The organism is Altererythrobacter sp. Z27 (genome assembly GCF_052683155.1).
In genome coordinates, this window is sequence record NZ_JBQYMC010000001.1 from 1,341,400 (window position 1) to 1,361,326 (window position 19,927).

A 19,927-nucleotide genomic window follows, 5' to 3' on the forward strand; every position below is an offset into this window, starting at 1 on the left:
ACAGCTCAGGCCCAGACGCGCAGCGGCACAAGGCCGAAATAGCCTAACACCGCCATCCACTGGATTACGCACAGGCTGGCGGCAACGTCCCATTTCCACATCCGGAATTTGTGCTTCCACGCTCTCACGATCTGCAACAGCGCTCCGACTGGAATCAGCATTGATGCAACGGCCAGCGCCACGCTTGCCAGCGACATGTCTCCCCATTGGATGAAATGGAGATTGTACATCAGCAGGCCCGCCGGAACGACCGACAGCACACCCCAGAAGGCAGGTTCGCAAATCCCGCGATGCCGCTTCAAAGCCAGCACCGGCAATGCAAGCAGGATATAGGCGATGCCCGCGAGCCCAGCCCACAGGTTCAGCCACATTGCATGGTTCAGCCATTTGGACGTCATGCGGTAGCTGCGCTGCCCGTCCGAGAGGATACGGGCATCATTCTGTTCGAACAGCACGTGGCTTGTGCTCACGCGGTCGGCTGCGCGCAGCCTGTGATCGTCGAGCGGGTAAAGATCGAGTGGGGGTTTCCCGCTTCGGGTGAAGACAAGGTGGTCGCCACTCCGCGCGAGTTCGACACCGCCTTCCAGCAAATCGGCATATCGCTCGATCGCGAACCTTGTGACCAGCGGCACATAATAGCCTTCCCAGCTTCGAAGGTCTGGCGCCGTGCCCGCGGTGGCGGCTGGCTGCACCTTGCGGGGGTTCAGCCCCTCGACCATGGTCTTGTGGAAGCGCTGCAGGTTCACCCCGTCGCCATCATTGTTGAGCGCGAGGAAGAACGCTTTCTTTTCAGATGGATAGATGCAGAAAAGCGCATGATAGCCAAAGGTGTCGCCCTGATGGCAAAAGCCGATCCGGCCCTCGCGATCGCGCTCTTGCAGGCCCAGTCCATATCCTGAATCGAGGCCGGCCCGGTCAGCCGCCGTACCGGTGACATGGCCCATTTGCCGGAGCAAGTCGGCCCGGACGATTTCCCGACCACCCAACATGCCATCGCTCATCATGAACTGCGCCAGCTTCGCCATATCGCTGGCGGTAGTCGCAAACTGTCCGGCCGGCCGCACAGCCATTGGCCATGCTTGAGCGAGCGAACCGCCGCCCAGATGCCCCCACGCAAGGCGCGGATCGGCACCCTGCCCTGCCTGCGACACGAAGAAGAAGCTGCTGTCGGTCATGCCGAGCGGCTCCAGCAATTCCCGCTCCAGCCACTTTTCGTAACGCTCGCCAGTGACTTTCTCGATGATCATCCCGGCCAGCGAGTATCCCATGTTCGAATAGGAGAACACTTCGCCAGGGCGGGTCCGCAGCCGCAATGTTGAGGGATCATCATCGAACACGGCACTCAGCGGCATGTCCGGTGTGTTGCTGCTGCTGAAGACGTGCCAGATCCGCGCGTCCTCAAGCCCGGCAGTGTGATCGAGCAAGTGCCGCACGCGCACAGGATCAGTCGCTGACCACCGGTTCTGGAACCGGATGTTCGGCAGGATGCTCTCGACCGGCGTGTCGAGCCCGATCCGGCCTTCCGAAACCAGCCGCAGAATGCCCAGCGCTACGAAGGTCTTCGTAACCGACCCGACCAGGACCTTGTCGTCCGGCCGCATATTCTCGCCTGCATTGGCGTTGCGGAAACCGGCAGTGCCGACGGATATATTCGCGCCCTCGATGGTGCTCCACATTGCACCGGCTACCTTCTCTTGCGCCAGCGCATCGCGCATTTCCCGATCGATGCGGGCAGTGCCATCGGCGTGCGCGGGAACAGCCGCCAGGCAGAACGTAAGGACCAGCGCCAGGAAGCGGGAGGTCACAGAAAACATAGCTCGCATCAAAAGTCGGTCCTCGTCGCCATTTGCCTCCCCAATCGCAGGGCAATGTATTGCGAATGTCATTTCGCATACCGCCCGGCTTACAGTCGCAATACATTGCCTCGCTATTGAGCGCGTCGAAGCAAGCAATCCAGACCAGCAAGGCAGCTCAAATGAGACAGAAATTCAGGACGATGTTTTTCGGCGCTGCGCTATTCGTGGGAGCGACTTTTGCCGGATCGGCAGCCTATTGGCACAGCCTCGACCTTGACAGCCAGCCGCTCGCCAATCCTGACACCCGCCCGAGCGACCTCGCCTTCCTGAAGCAAGCACCGCAGTTGCAACGAGGAAAGATCCTGGCGGTCGTCACCAGCACCGGTTCCGCGCCCGGGACCGATGTGAACATGGGCTACGAGCTGACAGAGCTCGCCCGCGCCTATTACGTATTCCAGGCCAATGGCTTCGAAGTCGACATTGCAAGCCCGCTTGGTGGGCGGGCGCCGGTCAATATCGATGAGGAACTCACCGAAACCGACTACGCCTTTCTCAACGACGGAAGCGTGCGTGGAGCCCTGGCTGATACGAAGAAGCTCAGCTCGATTGTGCCCGAAGATTATGCGGCGGTGTACTTCGTCGGCGGCAAGGGCGTGATGTTCGATTTCCCGAACGATCCCGACGTCAAGCGCATCACTGCGAACATTTATGAACGCGGCGGCGTGGTCGGCGCGGTCTGCCATGGGCCGGTTGCGCTGGTGGACGTCAAACTGTCAGACGGCAGCCCGATCCTGGCAGGCAAAACCGTAACCGGCTTCACCAATGAGGAAGAGCTTTTCCTTATCGACAACGCGCGCGAAGTCTTCCCCTTCCTGCTTGAAGACGGCCTGATGATGAAGGCCCGAAGGTTCGTGGAGGGCCCGATGTATCTCGACAAGACAATCACGGACGAGCGGATCGTGACCGGGCAGAATCCGTGGTCGACCTGGTCAGTCGCCGAATCTATGATTGAAGCCATGGGATATGAGCTCGCCCAGCGGGAACGGACGATGGAAGAAAAGGCCGTAGATGTTCTCGCGACCTATTACGGGCAAGGCTTCGACGCTGCCAAGCGCGCCAACGCCGAATCGGGTGGCTCGGACAAGCGCCTCATCCTTCTTCATGCGCTGATCGCAGCGATGAAGGGCGAATTCGCCCACGCCTATCACATCCAGCGCCTGGCGCACTGAGCCCGGAGACCGAAACAAGCGTGGGCGCCATTCTGAAAGCTTTGTTGGTCGAAGACGACTTCGACGTTGCAGCAGGGCTTGCAGCCTATCTCGAAAGCCGGGGTATTGGCCTGGAATTCGCATACAGCATTTCCGGGGCAAGGAATTCGCTGCGGGATGGCGCCTTCGACATTGTCATTATGGACGTACAACTGCCCGATGGCAGTGGCGTGGAATTGTGCCGTGAGCTCAAGGCCAGCGGGCTCGAAACGCCCGTCATCTTCCTGACCGCGCTGGGCACACTCAAAGACCGGCTTGGCGGATTCGACGCGGGCGGCACGGACTATATGGTCAAGCCCTTCGCCCCGGCTGAACTGCTCGCGCGGATCAGGGCCCTGACGCAGCATTCGCAGCGGCAGGGCGGGCTCGGCATCAGGGCCGGAGGATATCACTTCGATCCGCTGACAGGCCTGCTGACCGGCAATGACCGCGAAATCGTGCTCGAGAAATCGGCGCGCAAGCTCCTGAGGCGCATGATGGAGGCAAGCCCCGGCAGCGCCAATCGCGAGGAGCTGATGGATGCCCTGTGGGGCGACGACATTCCCGAGAGTACGCCGCTGAGGATGCATATCCACCAGATGCGGGCACTGTTCACGGCAGAGTTCGGGCACCCATTGATCGAAACCGTGAGAGGAGTTGGCTATCGCTTCGTCGGGAACTCCTAGCAGCCGCAGCTTGCGAATGGCTCTGACCGCCCGATGGCTGGCCTATGTGTCGCTTTCGATCATCGCGATCGCGGGCGCGGCGCTGGTCGCACTCTACATAGTGGAAGACCGCTTTATCGATCAGAGGCTCAGGTCGGCAGCGGCGCAGGTTGACAGGCAAGGAGAAGAGCAGCCAGGTCCGATCAGCGCTTACGATGAATTGTCATTGCCGCTCGATATCGGTGCGCAGATTGCCGATGCCCAGAACGGCCAAATCTTCGAGATGCGGCGCGCAAACGGTCGCTACGTCCATGTCCTGCCGATTGCCGATCCGGGAACCGGAACGAAATTCCTCGTCTATGATGCGACCGACGAGCTGGTCGTCAACGACCTGCTCGGGAATCTGGTCTGGGCTTTGGCCTTGTTCCTGCTGCTGATCGTCGGCGGGGCGTGGATTTCGCTCAGGCGATTCTTCGACGGGATCGCGTCCGATGCCGAGCGGCTGGGGGACGCTATGCTCAATGCGCGCGATGCCGACAGCTTGCGGGCCACTGCCGGTGCGGAGCGCTTCGCGGAAATGGCGCAATTCGCGCGCTTGCACGCCGACCTGTGGGACACCCACCTGAAGACGGTGCAAGCGGAACGCGAGATGCTCGGCTATCTGTCGCATGAATTGCGCACACCACTCCAGTCGGCCCGCAACGCACTCGCGCTGCTGGAGGAAGATGAAGCGAGCCGCCACGTCCACGGCTTGCTGAACCGCGCCATCGCCAGGCTGACGCGAGCGAGCAATACGGCGCTATGGCTGGGTTCGGACCGGATCGTGCAAAGCGACAGCGCGGTGTCGGTCGACGCGGTGCTTGGCCAGCTTGCCGCAGAGTTCGAGCCGCTCGCGCAGCGCGCCGGCCAGGAAATCACGGTCGCCAGCGAAGGCGAGTGGGTCGTCAATATGCCTGAGGACATCCTAGAAACTCTGCTGGCCAGCCTCCTGTTCAACGCCGTCCAGCATGGCGGGCCGGGAGCAGTGGCGATTGCGCTTCGCCCGAACCATGTCCGAATAAGCAACCCCTTGCGGGAAAATGATGCCAGGCCCGGTTTCGGCATGGGCATCGACATAGCGGGAAGACTTGCGGCAAGGATCGGCTGGAACTTCGAGACGTCGATAGAAGGCGGGGCCTTCCATGCCAGCCTGACGGCGTAGTCGGCATAGGTCCCACGCAGAGAGTGCGAAAGCCGCTAGCTGGGAAATGTCTGAAAAGGTGGTGAGCCCTGCTGGGCTCGAACCAGCGACCTACTGATTAAAAGTCAGTTGCTCTACCGACTGAGCTAAGGGCCCCCACGGGGACGGACTGTGTCCGCGCGCTCACCTAAGGACAGGTCGCGGCTTGGTCAAGCGCGCATGGAGCTGGCTTATCGACAAACCCGAAACGGGGTCGTGCCACTGCGGTGCGATGGACAGTGCAGGGGCCAGCACGAAGTCACGGAGGCGGAATTCAGGGTGTGGGATCACCAGATCGTGCCCTTCCCAAACGCCCCCGTCCCAAAGCACGATGTCGCAATCGAGCACGCGGTCGCCCCAGCGCCGCCAGCGCCGCCGCCCGAATTCGCGTTCCATCCGCTGGAGTGCCGCCAGCATCGCCTGCGGGTCGAGCTCGCTTTCGACGATGGCCGCCGCATTGGCAAAGCGTCTCTGTGCCGGGCCGAGCGGATCGGTCGCGATGACAGGTGAGCGGGCAAGCACGGTACCAAGCGCCGCCAGCTCCTCCAGCGCAGCTGCCAGTACGCCCGCTGGCAACCCAAAGCGATGATGCCGCCGGTTGGAACCCAGCGCGATGAGATAGGTGCTGCTCAGATGTCCTCGCAGATCCGCCCGTAGAGCTGCGGGCGGCGATCGCGGAAGAAGCCCATCCCGGCGCGGTGTTTTGCCGCCTGGTCGAGGTCGAGCGTTGCCACCAGCACGCCTTCCTCAGCCGAGCCGAATTCGCACACCATGTCGCCCCATTCGTTGGTAATGAAGCTGTGACCGTAGAAGCTCTGTTCGCCTTCGGTCCCGATGCGGTTCGCGGCGATTACCGGCATGCAGTTGGATACGGCGTGCCCTTGCATCGCGCGCTGCCACATGCGGCTGGTGTCGAGCCCGGAGTCGTAGGGTTCGGAGCCGATCGCAGTGGGATAGAACAGCAGTTCCGCGCCCTTCAGCGCCATCACCCGCGCACATTCGGGATACCATTGGTCCCAGCAGATGCCGATGCCGATGCGCGCGCCCATCACGTCCCAAACTTTGAAACCGTCATTGCCCGGGCGGAAATAGAACTTCTCTTCATAGCCCGGCCCGTCTGGGATGTGACTCTTGCGATAGGTTCCCATCACGTCCCCGTCGGGGCCGATCATTGCCAGCGTGTTGTAGTAGTGATGGCCATCGCGTTCGAAGAAGCTGGTCGGGATCGCGACCTTGAGCTTCGCGGCCAGCTTGCGCATGGCGATTACGGAGGGATGTTCGAGCGTGGGCCGCGCGAGCGCGAACAGTGCCTCGTCCTCGACCTGGCAGAAATAGGGCCCCGAGAAGAGTTCGGGCGGCAGCACGATCTGCGCCCCGCGCGTGGCGGCCTGTTCGACCAGTTCGCCAACTGCGGCGATGTTGGTGGCCTCGTCGTCGCTGCCGAGCGGCAGCTGGAGGGCGGCGACAGTGATTTCTCTCATGTCGCCGCCCTTAGCGTTACGGCCGCTTCTTGAACAGCAGCGTCATGCGGTCGCTTTCGCCGCGATCGGCAAGGTCGGCGCGCTTGGTCCGCAGGCTCGGCGGCATCTCCCACACGCCTTGCGGGTAATCTGCCGTATCCTGAGGATTGGCGTTGACCTCGCTCTTGTCGACCAGTTCGAAGCCATGGACCTGCATCAGCGCGATCACGTCTGCCTCACGCAGGTAACCACGGTTGCCGCTGGTATAGCCAAAGGCTGCATCGGGTCGGGCACGGTGCTGGACCACGCCCAGCATTCCGCCATCCTTGAGCAGGCTGCGCAATGCGCGGATCTCGCTATCGGCAATATTGTCGCGCAGGATGCCGTGTAGCGCACGGATCATCAGCACCCGGTCGAAAGTGCCAAGCTGGTCTTCGGGAATGTTTTCCAGCGTCATGCCCTTGAAGCGCTCTGCAGGCAGGCCCGTCCAGCCTTCGACTTCAGCCGGAAATTTCGCCGCAGAATCGCGAACCGCCTGCTGGCGTGCGGGATCGCTGGAGGCACTGACGGGGTTGGCGTAAACGCCAACCAATTGCCCCTCGCCGCCCAAATAATGGCCGAGAAGGCGCGAATACCAGCCGCCGCCGGGAGCGTATTCGGCAACCTTCATGTGCGGCGCGACATGGAAGAAGGCCAGCGTCTCGGCCGGATGGCGAAATTGGTCCCGAGCGCGGTCTTCGGCGCGGGTCGGATGGTTGATCGCACCTGGCAGCGCCTCGCCGTGATGCTTCATGAACATTTCAACTGTGTGCTGGGCGTGCTCGCCATGCTGGCCATGGCCTGCGTGTTCGCCTGCCTGGTGATGATCAGCCTGTGCCGCCCCTGCCAGAGCAAGTGCCGGCAGTGCAGCAGCAAGAATCAGCTTCTTCATTGGTTCAGTCCCTTTCCCGGATATCCATGGTTTGTGCGGTAGTTGAAACGCAAACGATGACAATGGCAAAGGCGTTCCCTATCTCGCGACACAAAGGAGATTTCGATGAGCGGAATGCAGCAGGCGATCGTTGCGGGCGGGTGTTTCTGGTGCACCGAAGCGGTCTTCCGCGACGTGATGGGGGTGAACGATGTGGAAAGCGGCTATATCGGCGGCACAAAGCCCAACCCGACCTACAAGGAAGTGTGCAGCGGCGACACCGGCCATGCCGAAGCGATCCGCGTGACTTTCGATCCGGCGGTGCTTTCGCTGGCCGACTTGCTTGACGTGTTCATGGGCACGCATGACCCGACGCAGCTCAATCGCCAGGGCAATGACATCGGCACGCAATACCGCAGTGCGATCTTCCTCTCGGGCGATCTCGACCGCGCCGCAGCCGGGGCCGCGATCGCGCGCTGGAATGCGGAACATCCCGGACAAAGTGCCGTGACCACGATCGAAGGACCTGCCGAATGGTATGACGCCGAGGATTGCCATCAGGAATATTGGGAAGGCGAAGGCCAGCGCAATCCCTATTGCCTGGCAGTGATCCCGCCCAAGCTGCAGAAATTGCGCAAGAGCTTCGCCGCGAAGGTGAAATCGGACAGCTGAGCGATATGCCGGCACCAAGCAGCCAAGCCTATACATACGGCCACAAGGTCGAGGGCGACGGCACGGTTTCGTTCCTTTGCTCGACCGATACGGACGCATGGCCCTGGCTTGAATTGCCGCCGCAACACCCGATCCCGCTCCAGACCCAGAACTATTGGTCCAGCGTGGGCGCATCCGCTGCACTGGGTACGCTTGAAGAAGGCAAGTGGAGCGCACTCACCTGGACCGACTGGGAACTGGGAGACCGAACGGCAGGCATGGCCGCCCGTGGCACTTTCTCCCGGACGCTGGTGGATGACAAGCTGGCGTTCGAAACGCGCCTGTTCGATACCGCTGGCAGGCTGATCGTCACCATGCGTGGGCGCGGGGTGGTGTTCCGCAACAGGAATTTCGAAGCCTGGCGAGCCGAGGCAAAGCGTGAAGTCTCGCACGATGCGCCGGCGGGTTTCGCCTATGCGCCGCGCGAGCTTCTCGGCCTGTCAGAGCGCGAGTTGCCGCTGGTGTCTTGCCTGACCGGGAAATGCGCCACGGCGCTCGTGACCAAGGCGAACGGACTGATGCCCGGCCATCCCTATTTCAGCGGCTCGGGCGACCACGTGAATGCGCCCCACCTTGCCGAAATTGCCCGACAGGTCGTGAGCCTGATGTGCGACGGCGCTCCATTTCTGGTCACCGGCGGCGAGATGGACATGCGTCGCTACATCGAGCTCGATTGCGCATTCGACATCGCCATCACCGGGCAGGATGATGCATCGGCTACGATGCAAGTCAGCCAGATGGACAAGCCCTGCGCGCAATTGACCTTGCGTTGGGAGCTACTCAGCGCCTGATCCAGCGCGCGACGAAAAACCCGTCGAGCCCGCCGTGCTCGGCCAGCATGCCCGGAAGGGTGCGCAGCCAGCCTTCGGGCGTCGGTGCAATACCGGCGGGCAATTCGTTCGCCGCGATCGGAAGCGGTTCCAGCGTGACCCGCTCGGCCTGGTCCTCGCCTTCCTCGCGCTCGAGTGAGCACACCGCGTAAACGAGCACGCCACCCGGCTTAAGCCAGCCTGCCGCCCGCTCGAGCAGCCCCGCCTGTAGCTCCACCATTTCGGCGATCTGCCGCTGCCCGATGCGGTGGAGTACATCGGGATGGCGGCGACAGGTGCCGGTGGCGGTGCACGGCGCATCGAGCAGGATGGCATCGAACTGGTGTTTCGGCTCCCAGCTCAGCGCGTCGGCGCGGATCGGCGAGGCCTTCAGCCCGGTCCGCTTGAGATTGTCCTTGAGCAGGTCGAGCCGCCGCTTGCTGAGATCGAGCGCGGTAACCTTCCAGCCTGACGCCGCCAGCTGCATGGTCTTGCCGCCAGGCGCAGCGCAGAGGTCGAGCGCGTGCCTGCCCTGCCCTTCACCCAGCAGCCGTGCAGGAAGCGAAGCGGCAAGGTCCTGCACCCACCAAACGCCTTCGCGGAAGCCCTCGATCTTCTCAACCGCCGCGCCGCGTGAAAGGCGCACATGGCCGGGCAAATAGCCCTCTCCGCCCAGCTTGACCGCCCATTGCGCTGTGTGTTCCGGATCGTGCTGGAAATCGCGCAGGACAAGGTCGAGCGGCGGCGGATCGGCAAGGCCCGGCGCGATTTCGGATGCCATTCCGCCCCAACGCAATGCCACAGCCTCTGGCAACGTCGGCACGTCGGGCAGCGATGCTTCGCGCTTGGACAGCGTCGAGAACACGCCATGCGCCAGCCGCCGCGGGCCGCCGGAAAGTAGCGGCAGCGCGGTCGCAATTACCGCATGCGGAGGCGTGTCGAACCGCAGCCATTGCACCAGCATCAGCCGCAGCACCGCGCGAGCTTTCGCGTCATCGGGGAGTCGCTGCCTGGTAGCGCTGTCGATCAGTGCGTCGAGATCGGTCAGCCAGCGCAGCACTTCATTGGCGATGGCGCGCGCCAAGGCCTTGTCCGGCGCGCTACGCACCTGCTTCAGCGCCGGGCCTTCCGCTTGTTCGAGCGTCTCACCACGGCGCAATACCGCATCGAGCATTTGCAGGGCGGCGCGGCGCGCATGGATTCCGGGAGGCTGTGCCATGCGCGGCGGTTAGTCGGTATTGAATCCAAGCGCCAGTGGGCGCATGTTTGCACCATGGCCAAACAGAAATCCGAAGCGGCGAAGAAATTCGAAAAGCCGGCGCATTGGACGAACGATCCGCCGCCCGCGCCCAAACCGGGCAAGGTCGATGAGAAGCTCTCCCCCACACGCTATGGCGATTGGGAGAAAGACGGCATCGCCGTAGATTTTTGAAGCCCGAGATTTGTGGTTGCAACCATACGGCGGCGCTAGCCGCCGCAAGGCCGACCGGCCGCCCGCAGCGATGCGGCCTTCAGGCCGCGTGAGCGAGGATATCGCAGCCCGGATGGGATGCGGAAATCAAAGACTCTTGAACATTACCTTCAGCCCGTCCTTCGGCTTTGGGATCGGCCAAGCCTGCCACGCCGGATCGTATCCTTCGGCAATCTTGATCGAATAGCGCGGCAGCAACTGCGCCATCAGGATCTTCACCTGCATATAGGCGAAGTGCAGCCCCAGGCACATATGCGCCCCGCCACCGAACGGCACCCAGGCATATTTGTGGCGCGCCTTCACCTTGTCAGGCGTGAAGCGCATCGGATCGAATTTCTCCGGCTCGGGCCAATATTCCTCGGAATGATGGACGAGGTGGATATTGATCCCCACCGGCGTACCCGCCGGGATGCGATGTCCGCCATACTCGAAGTTCTTCAGCGCACGGCGCGGCATAGACGGAACCGGAGGAATCATCCGTAGCGCTTCCTTGAAGGCCATTTCGGTGAGCTCAAGCTTGCCGAGGTCGTCGTAGTCGAGCGGCCTTGGATTACCTTGCGCGTCGGTCCCGCCGGTTATCGCGACAATTTCCTGCCGCAGCCTGTCCTGCCATTCGGGGTTCTTCGCCAGCAGGTAAATGAGCGATGTGGCGCTGGAAGTGATCGTGTCATGCGCCGCCATCATCAGGAAGATCATGTGGTCGACCACCTGGTCGACCGGCATCAGCGAGCCGTCCTCAAGCGTTGCCGTGGCGAACTGGCTGAACATGTCCTGCCCGCCGCCCTCGGCACGGCGACGATGCGTTTCCCGAGTGAAGAAATCGACCAGGAAAGCCCGCCCGTCGACCCCGCGCTTCATCGGAGTGAATGGCAAGGGCTTGCGGATCGGAGTGATCGAGGCCTGCACCATGTCGACGAAGGCCTGGTTGATCCGCTCCGCTTCCGGCCCCCACGGGATGCCGATGAAGCTGTCCGCCGCGAGGTCGAGCGTGAGCTGCTTGATCGCCGGATAGAACAGCATCGGGCTGCCGCCCCACTTGGCCACTTCGCGCGCGATGCCGCTGTTGAGCGCGCCCGAATAGTGGCGCATCGGTTCCGGCTTGAAAGCAATCGACAGCGCGCGGCGGTCGACCCGGTGATGCTCGAAATCGATCAGCATCAGCCCGCGCGGGAACAATTGGTCGAGGATCGGCCCCCAGCCTTGCTGGCTCGAGAAGATTTTCTCCCGGTCGAACAGCACCAGTTCGTTGGCGTCGGCCCCGACCAGCATGACGTTCCACCCGCCCATGGCGCGGCTCTTGTAGACCGGGCCATATGTCTCGACCATGTGCCGGGCGAAGCCGTGCGGATCGGCCAGCATGCGGAACGTATTGCCCACGATCGGCCAGCCGCCATCGCCCGGAATATGGTCGAGCGCGCCATCGGGCAGGCGCTGCGACCAATGCGTCGGTCGGATTTCGGCAGGAGCTTCGGTACGTGGGGCAGTTTGAGCGACGCTGGCCATCGATATGCAGTCCTGGATTGCGGGCGATCTGGTTACTTACCTCAGTGTAAGTAATTCGCTGCGCTAAATCCAGCCTGCAAGTTCGCGCCGAACAATCGCTTCGAGCATCTGCATCCCGGCATCGGAAGTGTTGAGGCAGGACAGCACAGCATAATGCTCGCCGCCCGCTCCCAGGAATTCCTTGCGCCCTTCGATAGCCAGCTCTTCCAGCGTCTCGACGCAATCGGCCGAAAAGCCCGGTGCTGCGACCGCCAGCCGCCTTGTGCCCTTGCCTGCTTCCGCCACCAGAGTGTGGTCGGTCGCCGGTTCGAGCCATTGCGCCCGCCCAAAGCGCGACTGGAACGTGATCTCGATCCGCAGACTGGGAAATTCGTCACGCGCAGCGAGCCGCTCGCCCAGCAGCCGCGCGGTCTTGCGGCAGTGGCAATGATAGGGATCGCCCAGCTCGAGCGTCCGCTGCGGCATGCCGTGAAAGCTCAGCAGCAGCACTTCGGGCTCGAATTCGAGTTCCGAAAGCTGGCGCGCGATGTCAGCTTCAAGCGCGTCGATATAGGCCGGATCGTCGTGATAGGCGGGCAAGGTGCGCAGCGCCGGTTGCCAGCGCATTGCGCCGAGCGTCTCGGCCGCCTTGTCGACAACAGTGGCGGTCGTCGCGGCGCAATATTGCGGATAGAGCGGAGCGAGAAGGATACGGTCGCAGCCCTCGGCCTGCAGCGCCTCTATCTGGCTCGGGATCGAAGGTTGGCCATAGCGCATGGCATGGCGCACGATCACCGCATCGCCCAGCCGCTGCTGCAATCCGCTCGCCTGGTCACGGGTAATGACCAGTAGCGGCGATCCGTCGTCTGTCCAGACCTTGGAATAGGCCTGTGCGCTCTTCTTCGGCCGCGTGTTGAGGATAATCCCGCGCAGGATCACCTGCCAGACGATCGCGGGGATCTCGATCACGCGCGGATCGGAGAGGAATTCCTTGAGATATCGCTTCACCGAAGCGGGATCAGGCGCTTCGGGCGTGCCGAGATTGACCACGAGCACGCCAATCCGACCGCTCTTTACAGGCGCGTGATCGGACGGGGTCGATTGCATTTGCCAGGTCATAGACCGCCCGAAAGTAGGGGCAGTCGGCGCAACCGCAAGCCGGTGGCCGAATATAGCGCATTGGCGATGGCGGGCGCCGCCACCGCCACGCCCAATTCGCCGGGATCGGCGGGCGCAGCCTCGCTGGCAATGAAATCGACTTCAATATCGGGGCAATCGGCAAGATGCGGCAGGTTGAGCGCGGCGAGTTGCTGCGACGTCGGCAGCCCGCCAGCGTATCGCGTGCCCGCCCCCATCGCCATGGCGAGGCCGAACACGAGCCCCCCTTCGATTTGCTGGCGCGCGATATCGAGATTGACGATGCGGCCGATGTCGACCGCGGCCACGAGCCGCGTGACCAGCACGCCGCCCTCGCCCGCGCGCGCGGTCGCCACGCAGGCGATCCTTCCGCCGGTTTCGGCATCGCCGATGCGATGGCAGGCAATCCCCTGCCCGCTTTGTTCGACACCGCCGTTCCATTCGGCCAATTGCGCGGCGCGTTGCAGGCACGCAGCAAGGCGGGGGTCGCTTCCCAGCATGGCCATGCGGAAGGATAGAGGCTCGCGCTTGTTGCGGCTGGCGATCTCGTCGATGAAACTCTCGACCGCGAAGGCGGTGTAGCCATGCGCGTTGCCCCGCATGCGCGAGACCGGCAGCCCGATCTCGACCGGGATATGATCGACCGCGACATTGGGGATGGCATAGGGCGGGATAGCGCCTTCGCAAGCGAGCGAATCCGCTGCGCCTTCGGTATCACTGATCGCCGCCCAACTCGCCTTGTTCTCGAACAGGCGCTGGCCGAATTCGAGATTGGCAGGGGGCATCGCGATGCGGGTACGCAGCGCATCGATCCGGGCTTCCCCATCCTGGCTCAGCTTGGCGCGCAGGACGATCGCCACCGGCGAGCGCGGGCGGGCGGCGAGCAGTTCTTGCCAGCGCGACCACACCAGTTGCACCGGGCGGCCGATTTGCCGCGCGATCAGCGCAACTTCGATCGCATGGTCATGCTCGTAGCGGCGGTCGAAACTGCCGCCCGCGGGCATGGGATAGAGCACCACGTCCTCGACGCCGATGTCGAGCGCGCGGGCAGCGGCAATGCGTGCCTGTTCGGGTGCCTGCGAGGCGATCCACAGTTCCAGCTTGCCGTCGGTGAACCGGGCAGTGGCAGTTGAAGTTTCTAGCGTGGCATGAACCCCCGGCTCGACGTCGTAGCGCAGCGCGAGATCGGGTTGGTCCATCCCTTCATCGGCATCGCCGCGGCTTGCGATCCGCTCAGGCTTGCCGGTCGCAAGCGCCTCATCGAACCGTTGCTCGATCTCGCTGCTGTCGACGAGATAGTCGACGCTGAAGCGCGGATGCATTGTGTCGAGCGCCTGCTCGGCCGCCCACCAGCTGGTCGCAACAACCGCCAGCCAGCGCTTGCCTTTCACCGCACCCACGATCCCGCGGACATTGCGCGCGTTGAAGGGATTGAATTCGACCAGTTCGGCCTTGTCGACCGGGCCATGGCGGATCGCAGCATAGACCATGCCCGGCAAACGCACGTCGCCCGCAAACTGGAACGTGCCATCGACTTTCGAGGGCAAATCAAGCCGGTGATAGGGAATGGCAGCCGCGGTCTCGCCCGAAAGAGCCTCTTCGCTGTAGGGAGCCGAGCGGAGCGGCGGCGGATCAGGCGCATCATACTCCACCGCCTCCGCTGCAAGCTCGCCAAAGCTCAACCGCTGGTCACCATGGCTAATGAAGCCATCGGCCGCTTCGCATTGCTCCCAAGATACGCCCCAACGGTCCGCTGCCGCCTGCGCCAGCATTGCCCGTGCGGATGCCGCGGCCTCGCGGCAAGGCAGTTCGAATGCGTCGAGCGAAGTGCCGTCGCCGGTCGCACAGAAGCGATTGTTCTGGGCAAATCGCCTCGCAAGGAAGGCATCGGGTTCGCTGGCGAGGTCAGCTGCAAGCGGCATCCACATCGGCGCCCAACGCGCTGCCAGCGGGACGTTGGCGTATTGGCCGCTAATCGGCGCCAGTTCGACGCCGATCTGGCGCCAGTCTGCGCCCAGTTCCGCCGCAACGATCTGCGGCAGCAGGGTGGTCACCCCCTGTCCCATTTCGAGCTGCGGCACAGCCACGGTGATCACGCCGTCCGCAGCTATCTTGAGCCATGCGTCGAACACCTGCTCGCCTTCGCGCGGTTCGAGCGGATTGGGGAACTGGCGCGGATAGAATGTCCAGGCGACCAGCAACCCGCCACCAATCGCGGCTCCAGTCAGCAATCCGCGGCGAGTGACATGCATGGTCAGGCGTTCTCCCGCCCCAGCCAGTCGGCCAGTTTGCGCGCGATTGCTGCAAAGGCTTCACCCTCTGGCGTATCTTCCGCCGCAGGGGGATTGCCGCTATCGCCCGCCTCGCGGATCGGCAGCGCCAGCGGGATGCGGCCAAGGAATGGAATATCGACCTTTTCGGCCATCGCTTCGAACCCGCCCTTGCCGAATGGATCGGACACTTCGCCGCAATGCGGGCACTGATACCCGGCCATGTTCTCGACCAGGCCGATCACCGGCACCTTGCCGGTATCAAACAACTGGCCTGCACGGGCCGCATCGATTAGGGCAAGGTCTTGCGGGGTCGAGACCAGTATCGCGCCATCCGGCTTGTGCTTCTGCAGCATTGAAAGCTGGACGTCGCCAGTGCCCGGCGGAAGGTCGACCAGCAGCACTTCAACATCGCCCCATAGCGCGTCAATCAGTTGCGACAGCGCATTGCCCGCCATCGGCCCACGCCAGGCAAGCGCCTGCGCCGGCTTGACCAGGAAGCCCATCGACAGCACCGGCACGCCGTGCTCGCCGGTCACCGGAACAAGCTTGTCGTCAGCGGCTTCGGGCTTCATGCCTTCAAGCTTGAGCAGCTTGGGCTGCGACGGGCCGTAGATATCGGCATCGACCACGCCGACCTTGATCCCCATCCGGTGCAGCGCGACGGCGAGGTTGGTGGTGAGCGTGGACTTGCCGACCCCGCCCTTGCCCGATCCGATCGCGATGATACGTCGGCGCACGCGGTCTGCCATCATCGCCACGCGCACATCACCAACGCCTTCTAGCGAACCAAGTGCGGAGACGATCTCGTTTTCAACTGCCTCACGCTCGCCGGCAGAGAGGCCTGTGGCATCGACCACCACCACAGCACGATCCCCCACCATATTGGCGGAACCAACTCGCGCGGCGATCGCTTCGGGGAGATGTGCCAGCAAATCCTGCTTTTCCATGGCCGCAGCCCCTAGCATCAATTTCGCGCGCGCAACCCCTGTTTTTCGCGGGAAGCGCACCTATAAGAGTGACATGGATATGTTCGACAGTTTCAGAAAATCGATCGGCCTTCCAATGGCCGGCAAGAAAAACCCTTGGGGAGGCGGCAGCGGCGGGGAGAATCCCCCAGATGGCGATCAGCCACCGGCAAACGAAGGCGATGGAAGCACCGGCCCGCGCAACCCGTGGTTGCCCGGCGGCGAGGACGACAAGCGCCGTTCGGCCAGCATCGAGGATATTTTCAAGCATCGTGGCCCCGAGGGTCCGCGGCGTCGCGGCGGAGGCCCGCGCGGGCCGCGGCTTAGCCTGCCCGAGCGGCCTGGCGGAAAGAGCTGGCTGCCTCTGCTCGCGGGCGGCGTGGTCGCTGTGTGGCTGTTCACCACCGGTGTGCACTTCGTCCAGCCGCGCGAACAGGGCATTGTTACCTGGCTGGGCGGGAAATATTCGAGCACGCTTAACCCCGGCACCAATTTCTCATTGCCCTGGCCGATCCAGCAGGTCGAAGTTGAAAACGTCAGCGAAATCCGTTCGGAGAAGATTCCTGATGGCAATCAGGAAAAGTTGATCCTGACCGGCGACCAGAACCTGGTCGACCTTTCCTACCTGATCCGCTGGAACATCAAGGATTTGAAGCAATTCAAGTTCAACCTTCAGGAACCAGAGGAAACCGTGCGCGAAGCCGCTGAAGCGGCGATGCGCGCCTCGGTGGCCGAGCAGGAACTCGACACTGTGCTGTCGGGTGAAGGCCGCGCCGATATCGAACAAAGCGTGCGCAACCGGATGCAAGCTATCCTCGACGCCTATCGCGCAGGCATCGCGGTGCAAGGTATCGAAATCGACAAGACCGACCCGCCGCAGCAGGTGATCGAAGCCTTCAACGATGTGCTTGCCGCGCAGCAGGACGCCGAACGCGACATCAACCAGGCGCGCCGCTATGCCCAGCAATTGCTGGCGCGCGCCGAAGGTGACGCGGCGGCGTTCAACCAGATCTATGGCGAATATCGCCTCGCGCCCGAAGTTACCCGGCGCCGGCTCTATTACGAAACCATGGAAAGCGTGTTGTCGAAGACCGACAAGACCATCATCGAAGCGGACGGGGTGACCCCCTATCTTCCGCTCCCCGAAGTGCAGCGGCGCGCGCGCGAAGCGCAGCAGCGGGCAGGAGGGCAGTAAGCCATGGAAAGCATCTGGCAGAACTACAAGGCCGCAGTGGTCGCAATCATTGCGCTGGTCGCGGCAGCATTCTCCAGCCTGTTCGTCGTCTCCGAGAGCCAGCAGGCCGTGATCATCCGCACGGGTGAACCCTTTAAGGTGGTCAATATCTTCCGGCCGAATGTCGAATTCGGCGATACCAAGGCCGGTCTCTATTGGCGCATTCCCTTCGTCGACCGCGTGCAGATAGTGGAACGGCGCATCCTCGATCTCGATATGGAGCGGCAGGAAGTGCTCACCAGCGACCAGCAGCGCCTGCAGGTCGATGCCTATGCCCGCTTCCGTATCATCGACCCGGTGCAGATGATCGAGAATGCCGGGACGGAAGAGAACGTCCGCCTGCAGCTCGCCCCGATCTTCACTTCGGTGCTGCGCCAGGAACTCGGTCGCCGCACTTTCGCTTCGCTGCTCACCGCAGAGCGCGGCAATGCCATGACCAGGATCCGCGATGCGCTCGACGCTTCGGCACGGCAGTATGGCGCGCAGGTGATCGACGTACAGATCAAGCGCGCCGACTTGCCTGAAGGCACTCCGCTGCAAGCAGCCTTCACCCGCATGCAGTCAGACCGCTCGCAGGAAGCCGAGACAATCCGCGCACAGGGTCGCAAGAACGCCCAGATCGTTCGTGCCGAGGCCGAAGCGCAAGCCGCGGCGACCTATGCCGACGCCTATGGCAAGGATCCGGAATTCTACGATTTCTACCGCGCGATGGAGAGCTATCGCCGCACTTTCGAACAGGGCGATGCCGACAGCTCGATGATCCTGTCCGACGACAGCGAATATTTCCGCCAGTTCCGCGGCCGTCGCTAAGCGACGGTCGGGGGACAGCGCGTGTCGAAGGAACCGACGAACGGCTGACAAAACCCTGCAGGTGTTGTGCGCCGTTCAAACGCCGTTAAGTGCTCCTGACCCCATAAGGTGCACCTTGCTTGCAAGTGTCAGGCCCCGTTCTGCGGAAGCCTGAAACGAATTTGACTTGAACGAGAGGACGATAAGCCTGTGCGTTACGTATACGGACTGACCAGTGCCCTTCTGCTTGGCGGTGCCACCCTGTCGCTCGCCACCGGCTTTCCCGCGGGCGCGCAAGTGGCCCAGAATGACGACGCGGCCATCGAACGGATCGTGCCGCGCGTGGGTGCGCCCAGCAGCTTTGCCGATCTGACCGAGCAATTGCAGCCTGCGGTGGTCAATATCTCGACCCGCCAACGGATCGAGGTCAACACCAACCCCTTCGCCGGAACGCCCTTCGCCGACCTGTTCGGCCAGCGCGGCAACGGCCAGCAGAACCGGCCTCAGTTCCGCGAAGGCCAGTCGCTGGGTTCGGGCTTCATCATCTCCGCCGACGGCTATGTGGTGACCAACAACCATGTGATCGCGCCCGACAACCGCGCGACGCTGGAAGAAATCACCGTCACCATGCCTGACGGCACCGAGTATGAGGCTGAACTTGTCGGCGCCGATGCGGCCTCCGACCTCGCGGTGCTCAAGATCAAGAGCAGCCGTACCTTCCCCTTCGTGACCTTCGGCGATTCGAGCGAAGCGCGCGTGGGTGACTGGGTGATCGCGATCGGCAACCCCTTCGGGCTTGGCGGCACCGTGACCAGCGGGATCGTTTCATCGGTGCTGCGCAACACCGGCGGCGGCGCATACGACCGCTACATCCAGACCGATGCCAGCATCAATCGCGGCAATTCGGGCGGCCCGCTGTTCGACATGAAGGGCAATGTGATCGGCATCAACAATGCGATCATCTCGCCCAACGGTGGCAGCGTCGGGATCGGCTTTGCCATTCCTTCGGAAATCGCCGCGCCGATCGTCCAACAGCTCCGGTCCGGCACCGAGATCGAGCGCGGTTTCCTCGGCGTCAGCATCGTGCCGGTCAGCGAAGACCTGGCGGATTCGCTCGGCCTGCCACGCAATCGCGGTGAATTCGTGCAGACGGTGCAGGCCGATGGCGCTGCCGATCGCGCCGGGATCAAGGCTGGCGACGTGGTCACCACGATCAACGGGCAGCCGGTCACCAATGACCAGACGCTGTCGTTCCTGGTCGCCAATATCAAGCCGGGTACCCGCATCCCGATCGACCTGATCCGTGACGGCAAGGAAGTGCGCGTGATGGCCACGGTCGGCAAGCGCCCGAGCGAGGAAGAGCTGCGCCGCCAGCAAGCATTCGATCCGGATGCAGAGCAGCCCGAACCGCCGGCGGATTCGAGCACTGTGATCGAAGAGAAGCTGGGCATTCAGCTCCTCACGCTTACGCCGCAGATCGCCCGCCAGCTGGGCGCCGCGGAGAACACCGTCGGCCTGGTGATCGGCGGGGTCGATCCCAATGCCGATGCCGCCCGCAAGGGGCTGCAGCGCGGCGACATCGTGTTGACCGCCAACTATCGCCAGGTTGCGACTATCGCCGAATTCGAAGCGGTGGTGACCGATGTACAGAAGTCCGGCCGCGAAGCGGTGCTGCTGCAAATCCAGCGTCGCGGCGGCCCTCCGGGCTATGTGGCGGTGCGGTTTCGCTGATCGCTAGCCGTTAACGGGCTGAAACAAG

At 63.1% G+C, this 19,927-nt stretch carries 18 protein-coding genes and 1 tRNA gene; 9 read left to right on the forward strand and 10 right to left on the reverse strand.

From position 1 onward, the window contains the following. Positions 1–5: 5 nt before the first annotated feature. Positions 6–1,814 carry a serine hydrolase domain-containing protein gene (locus ACUJ47_RS06565; RefSeq protein ID WP_445537612.1) on the reverse strand — a complete coding sequence of 603 codons (1,809 nt, stop codon included), beginning with the start codon at positions 1,812–1,814 and terminating at the stop codon, positions 6–8. Between the two features lie 161 nt (positions 1,815–1,975). On the opposite strand from ACUJ47_RS06565, the gene ACUJ47_RS06570 reads away from it, so the two are divergent. Genes ACUJ47_RS06570 through ACUJ47_RS06580 form a run of 3 tightly spaced genes read left to right on the forward strand, consistent with a single transcriptional unit; the run spans position 1,976 to position 4,909 of the window. Then, positions 1,976–3,025: a type 1 glutamine amidotransferase domain-containing protein gene (locus ACUJ47_RS06570; protein ID WP_445537613.1), complete on the forward strand. Its 1,050-nt coding sequence runs from the start codon at positions 1,976–1,978 to the stop codon at positions 3,023–3,025. 20 nt (positions 3,026–3,045) lie between these two features. Beyond that, the gene (locus ACUJ47_RS06575; RefSeq protein WP_445537614.1) at positions 3,046–3,729 is read left to right on the forward strand and encodes a response regulator transcription factor; all 684 of its coding nucleotides are present in this window, start codon (positions 3,046–3,048) and stop codon (positions 3,727–3,729) included. 16 nt (positions 3,730–3,745) lie between these two features. After that, complete coding sequence (locus ACUJ47_RS06580; RefSeq protein WP_445537615.1) at positions 3,746–4,909, forward strand: sensor histidine kinase; 1,164 nt, start codon at positions 3,746–3,748, stop codon at positions 4,907–4,909. 59 nt (positions 4,910–4,968) lie between these two features. On the opposite strand, the gene ACUJ47_RS06585 is transcribed toward ACUJ47_RS06580, so the two are convergent. The 4 genes from ACUJ47_RS06585 to ACUJ47_RS06600 all read right to left on the reverse strand — a co-directional run bounded on the left by ACUJ47_RS06585 (position 4,969) and on the right by ACUJ47_RS06600 (position 7,318). After that, a tRNA-Lys gene (locus tag ACUJ47_RS06585) sits at positions 4,969–5,044 on the reverse strand. 27 nt (positions 5,045–5,071) lie between these two features. Beyond that, positions 5,072–5,572, reverse strand: coding sequence for a 2-amino-4-hydroxy-6-hydroxymethyldihydropteridine diphosphokinase (gene folK, locus ACUJ47_RS06590; RefSeq protein ID WP_445538872.1), 501 nt, complete (start codon positions 5,570–5,572; stop codon positions 5,072–5,074). Beyond that, positions 5,557–6,408, reverse strand: coding sequence for an N-carbamoylputrescine amidase (gene aguB, locus ACUJ47_RS06595; protein ID WP_445537616.1), 852 nt, complete (start codon positions 6,406–6,408; stop codon positions 5,557–5,559). The genes folK and aguB overlap by 16 nt, the downstream gene beginning before the upstream one ends. Positions 6,409–6,424: 16 nt before the next feature. Then, positions 6,425–7,318, reverse strand: coding sequence for a class I SAM-dependent methyltransferase (locus tag ACUJ47_RS06600; protein WP_445537617.1), 894 nt, complete (start codon positions 7,316–7,318; stop codon positions 6,425–6,427). A 114-nt stretch (positions 7,319–7,432) separates the two neighbouring features. Here ACUJ47_RS06600 and msrA point away from each other — a divergent pair, with 114 nt between their 5' ends. Next, complete coding sequence (msrA, locus tag ACUJ47_RS06605; protein WP_445538873.1) at positions 7,433–7,969, forward strand: peptide-methionine (S)-S-oxide reductase MsrA; 537 nt, start codon at positions 7,433–7,435, stop codon at positions 7,967–7,969. A 5-nt stretch (positions 7,970–7,974) separates the two neighbouring features. Next, the gene (locus tag ACUJ47_RS06610) at positions 7,975–8,799 is read left to right on the forward strand and encodes a hypothetical protein (RefSeq protein WP_445537618.1); all 825 of its coding nucleotides are present in this window, start codon (positions 7,975–7,977) and stop codon (positions 8,797–8,799) included. Here ACUJ47_RS06610 and ACUJ47_RS06615 read toward each other — a convergent pair. Next, on the reverse strand, positions 8,789–10,036 hold the full coding sequence (locus tag ACUJ47_RS06615; RefSeq protein ID WP_445537619.1) for an RsmB/NOP family class I SAM-dependent RNA methyltransferase: 1,248 nt from the start codon (positions 10,034–10,036) through the stop codon (positions 8,789–8,791). The genes ACUJ47_RS06610 and ACUJ47_RS06615 overlap by 11 nt on opposite strands. A 54-nt stretch (positions 10,037–10,090) precedes the next feature. Between ACUJ47_RS06615 and ACUJ47_RS06620 the strand changes: the two genes are divergently transcribed. After that, positions 10,091–10,249, forward strand: a complete 159-nt coding sequence (locus ACUJ47_RS06620; RefSeq protein ID WP_445537620.1) for a DUF1674 domain-containing protein — start codon at positions 10,091–10,093, stop codon at positions 10,247–10,249. Between the two features lie 126 nt (positions 10,250–10,375). On the opposite strand, the gene ACUJ47_RS06625 is transcribed toward ACUJ47_RS06620, so the two are convergent. The 4 genes from ACUJ47_RS06625 to ACUJ47_RS06640 form a co-directional block, all read right to left on the reverse strand. Further along, positions 10,376–11,791, reverse strand: coding sequence for a cytochrome P450 (locus ACUJ47_RS06625; RefSeq protein ID WP_445537621.1), 1,416 nt, complete (start codon positions 11,789–11,791; stop codon positions 10,376–10,378). A 63-nt stretch (positions 11,792–11,854) separates the two neighbouring features. Beyond that, positions 11,855–12,889, reverse strand: coding sequence for a ferrochelatase (gene hemH / locus ACUJ47_RS06630; RefSeq protein ID WP_445537622.1), 1,035 nt, complete (start codon positions 12,887–12,889; stop codon positions 11,855–11,857). Continuing rightward, positions 12,886–15,159 carry a molybdopterin cofactor-binding domain-containing protein gene (locus tag ACUJ47_RS06635; RefSeq protein ID WP_445537623.1) on the reverse strand — a complete coding sequence of 758 codons (2,274 nt, stop codon included), beginning with the start codon at positions 15,157–15,159 and terminating at the stop codon, positions 12,886–12,888. The genes hemH and ACUJ47_RS06635 overlap by 4 nt, the downstream gene beginning before the upstream one ends. Positions 15,160–15,161: 2 nt before the next feature. Then, positions 15,162–16,127 carry an Mrp/NBP35 family ATP-binding protein gene (locus ACUJ47_RS06640; RefSeq protein ID WP_445537624.1) on the reverse strand — a complete coding sequence of 322 codons (966 nt, stop codon included), beginning with the start codon at positions 16,125–16,127 and terminating at the stop codon, positions 15,162–15,164. Positions 16,128–16,242: 115 nt separating this feature from the next. Between ACUJ47_RS06640 and hflK the strand changes: the two genes are divergently transcribed. From hflK to ACUJ47_RS06655, 3 genes are all read left to right on the forward strand, one after another. Then, entirely contained in the window at positions 16,243–17,340 is a 1,098-nt protein-coding gene (hflK, locus tag ACUJ47_RS06645; protein WP_445537625.1) for an FtsH protease activity modulator HflK, read from the forward strand. Positions 17,341–17,343: 3 nt separating this feature from the next. Then, positions 17,344–18,189: a protease modulator HflC gene (hflC, locus tag ACUJ47_RS06650; protein WP_445537626.1), complete on the forward strand. Its 846-nt coding sequence runs from the start codon at positions 17,344–17,346 to the stop codon at positions 18,187–18,189. A 189-nt stretch (positions 18,190–18,378) separates the two neighbouring features. Next, positions 18,379–19,899 (forward strand): Do family serine endopeptidase, encoded by a 1,521-nt coding sequence (locus ACUJ47_RS06655; RefSeq protein ID WP_445537627.1) that lies wholly within the window; start codon positions 18,379–18,381, stop codon positions 19,897–19,899. Positions 19,900–19,927: the final 28 nt, after the last annotated feature.

What these genes read in the sequence shown, in the direction of transcription:
- ACUJ47_RS06565 (WP_445537612.1), bottom strand. Translation starts at nt 1,814, where the DNA reads ATGTTTTCTGTGACCTCCCGCTTCCTGGCGCTGGTCCTTACGTTCTGC.
- ACUJ47_RS06570 (WP_445537613.1), top strand. Translation starts at nt 1,976, where the DNA reads ATGAGACAGAAATTCAGGACGATGTTTTTCGGCGCTGCGCTATTCGTG.
- ACUJ47_RS06580 (WP_445537615.1), top strand. Translation starts at nt 3,746, where the DNA reads ATGGCTCTGACCGCCCGATGGCTGGCCTATGTGTCGCTTTCGATCATC.
- aguB (WP_445537616.1), bottom strand. Translation starts at nt 6,408, where the DNA reads ATGAGAGAAATCACTGTCGCCGCCCTCCAGCTGCCGCTCGGCAGCGAC.
- ACUJ47_RS06600 (WP_445537617.1), bottom strand. Translation starts at nt 7,318, where the DNA reads ATGAAGAAGCTGATTCTTGCTGCTGCACTGCCGGCACTTGCTCTGGCA.
- msrA (WP_445538873.1), top strand. Translation starts at nt 7,433, where the DNA reads ATGCAGCAGGCGATCGTTGCGGGCGGGTGTTTCTGGTGCACCGAAGCG.
- ACUJ47_RS06610 (WP_445537618.1), top strand. Translation starts at nt 7,975, where the DNA reads ATGCCGGCACCAAGCAGCCAAGCCTATACATACGGCCACAAGGTCGAG.
- ACUJ47_RS06615 (WP_445537619.1), bottom strand. Translation starts at nt 10,036, where the DNA reads ATGGCACAGCCTCCCGGAATCCATGCGCGCCGCGCCGCCCTGCAAATG.
- ACUJ47_RS06620 (WP_445537620.1), top strand. Translation starts at nt 10,091, where the DNA reads ATGGCCAAACAGAAATCCGAAGCGGCGAAGAAATTCGAAAAGCCGGCG.
- ACUJ47_RS06625 (WP_445537621.1), bottom strand. Translation starts at nt 11,791, where the DNA reads ATGGCCAGCGTCGCTCAAACTGCCCCACGTACCGAAGCTCCTGCCGAA.
- hemH (WP_445537622.1), bottom strand. Translation starts at nt 12,889, where the DNA reads ATGACCTGGCAAATGCAATCGACCCCGTCCGATCACGCGCCTGTAAAG.
- ACUJ47_RS06635 (WP_445537623.1), bottom strand. Translation starts at nt 15,159, where the DNA reads ATGCATGTCACTCGCCGCGGATTGCTGACTGGAGCCGCGATTGGTGGC.
- ACUJ47_RS06640 (WP_445537624.1), bottom strand. Translation starts at nt 16,127, where the DNA reads ATGGAAAAGCAGGATTTGCTGGCACATCTCCCCGAAGCGATCGCCGCG.
- hflK (WP_445537625.1), top strand. Translation starts at nt 16,243, where the DNA reads ATGGCCGGCAAGAAAAACCCTTGGGGAGGCGGCAGCGGCGGGGAGAAT.
- hflC (WP_445537626.1), top strand. Translation starts at nt 17,344, where the DNA reads ATGGAAAGCATCTGGCAGAACTACAAGGCCGCAGTGGTCGCAATCATT.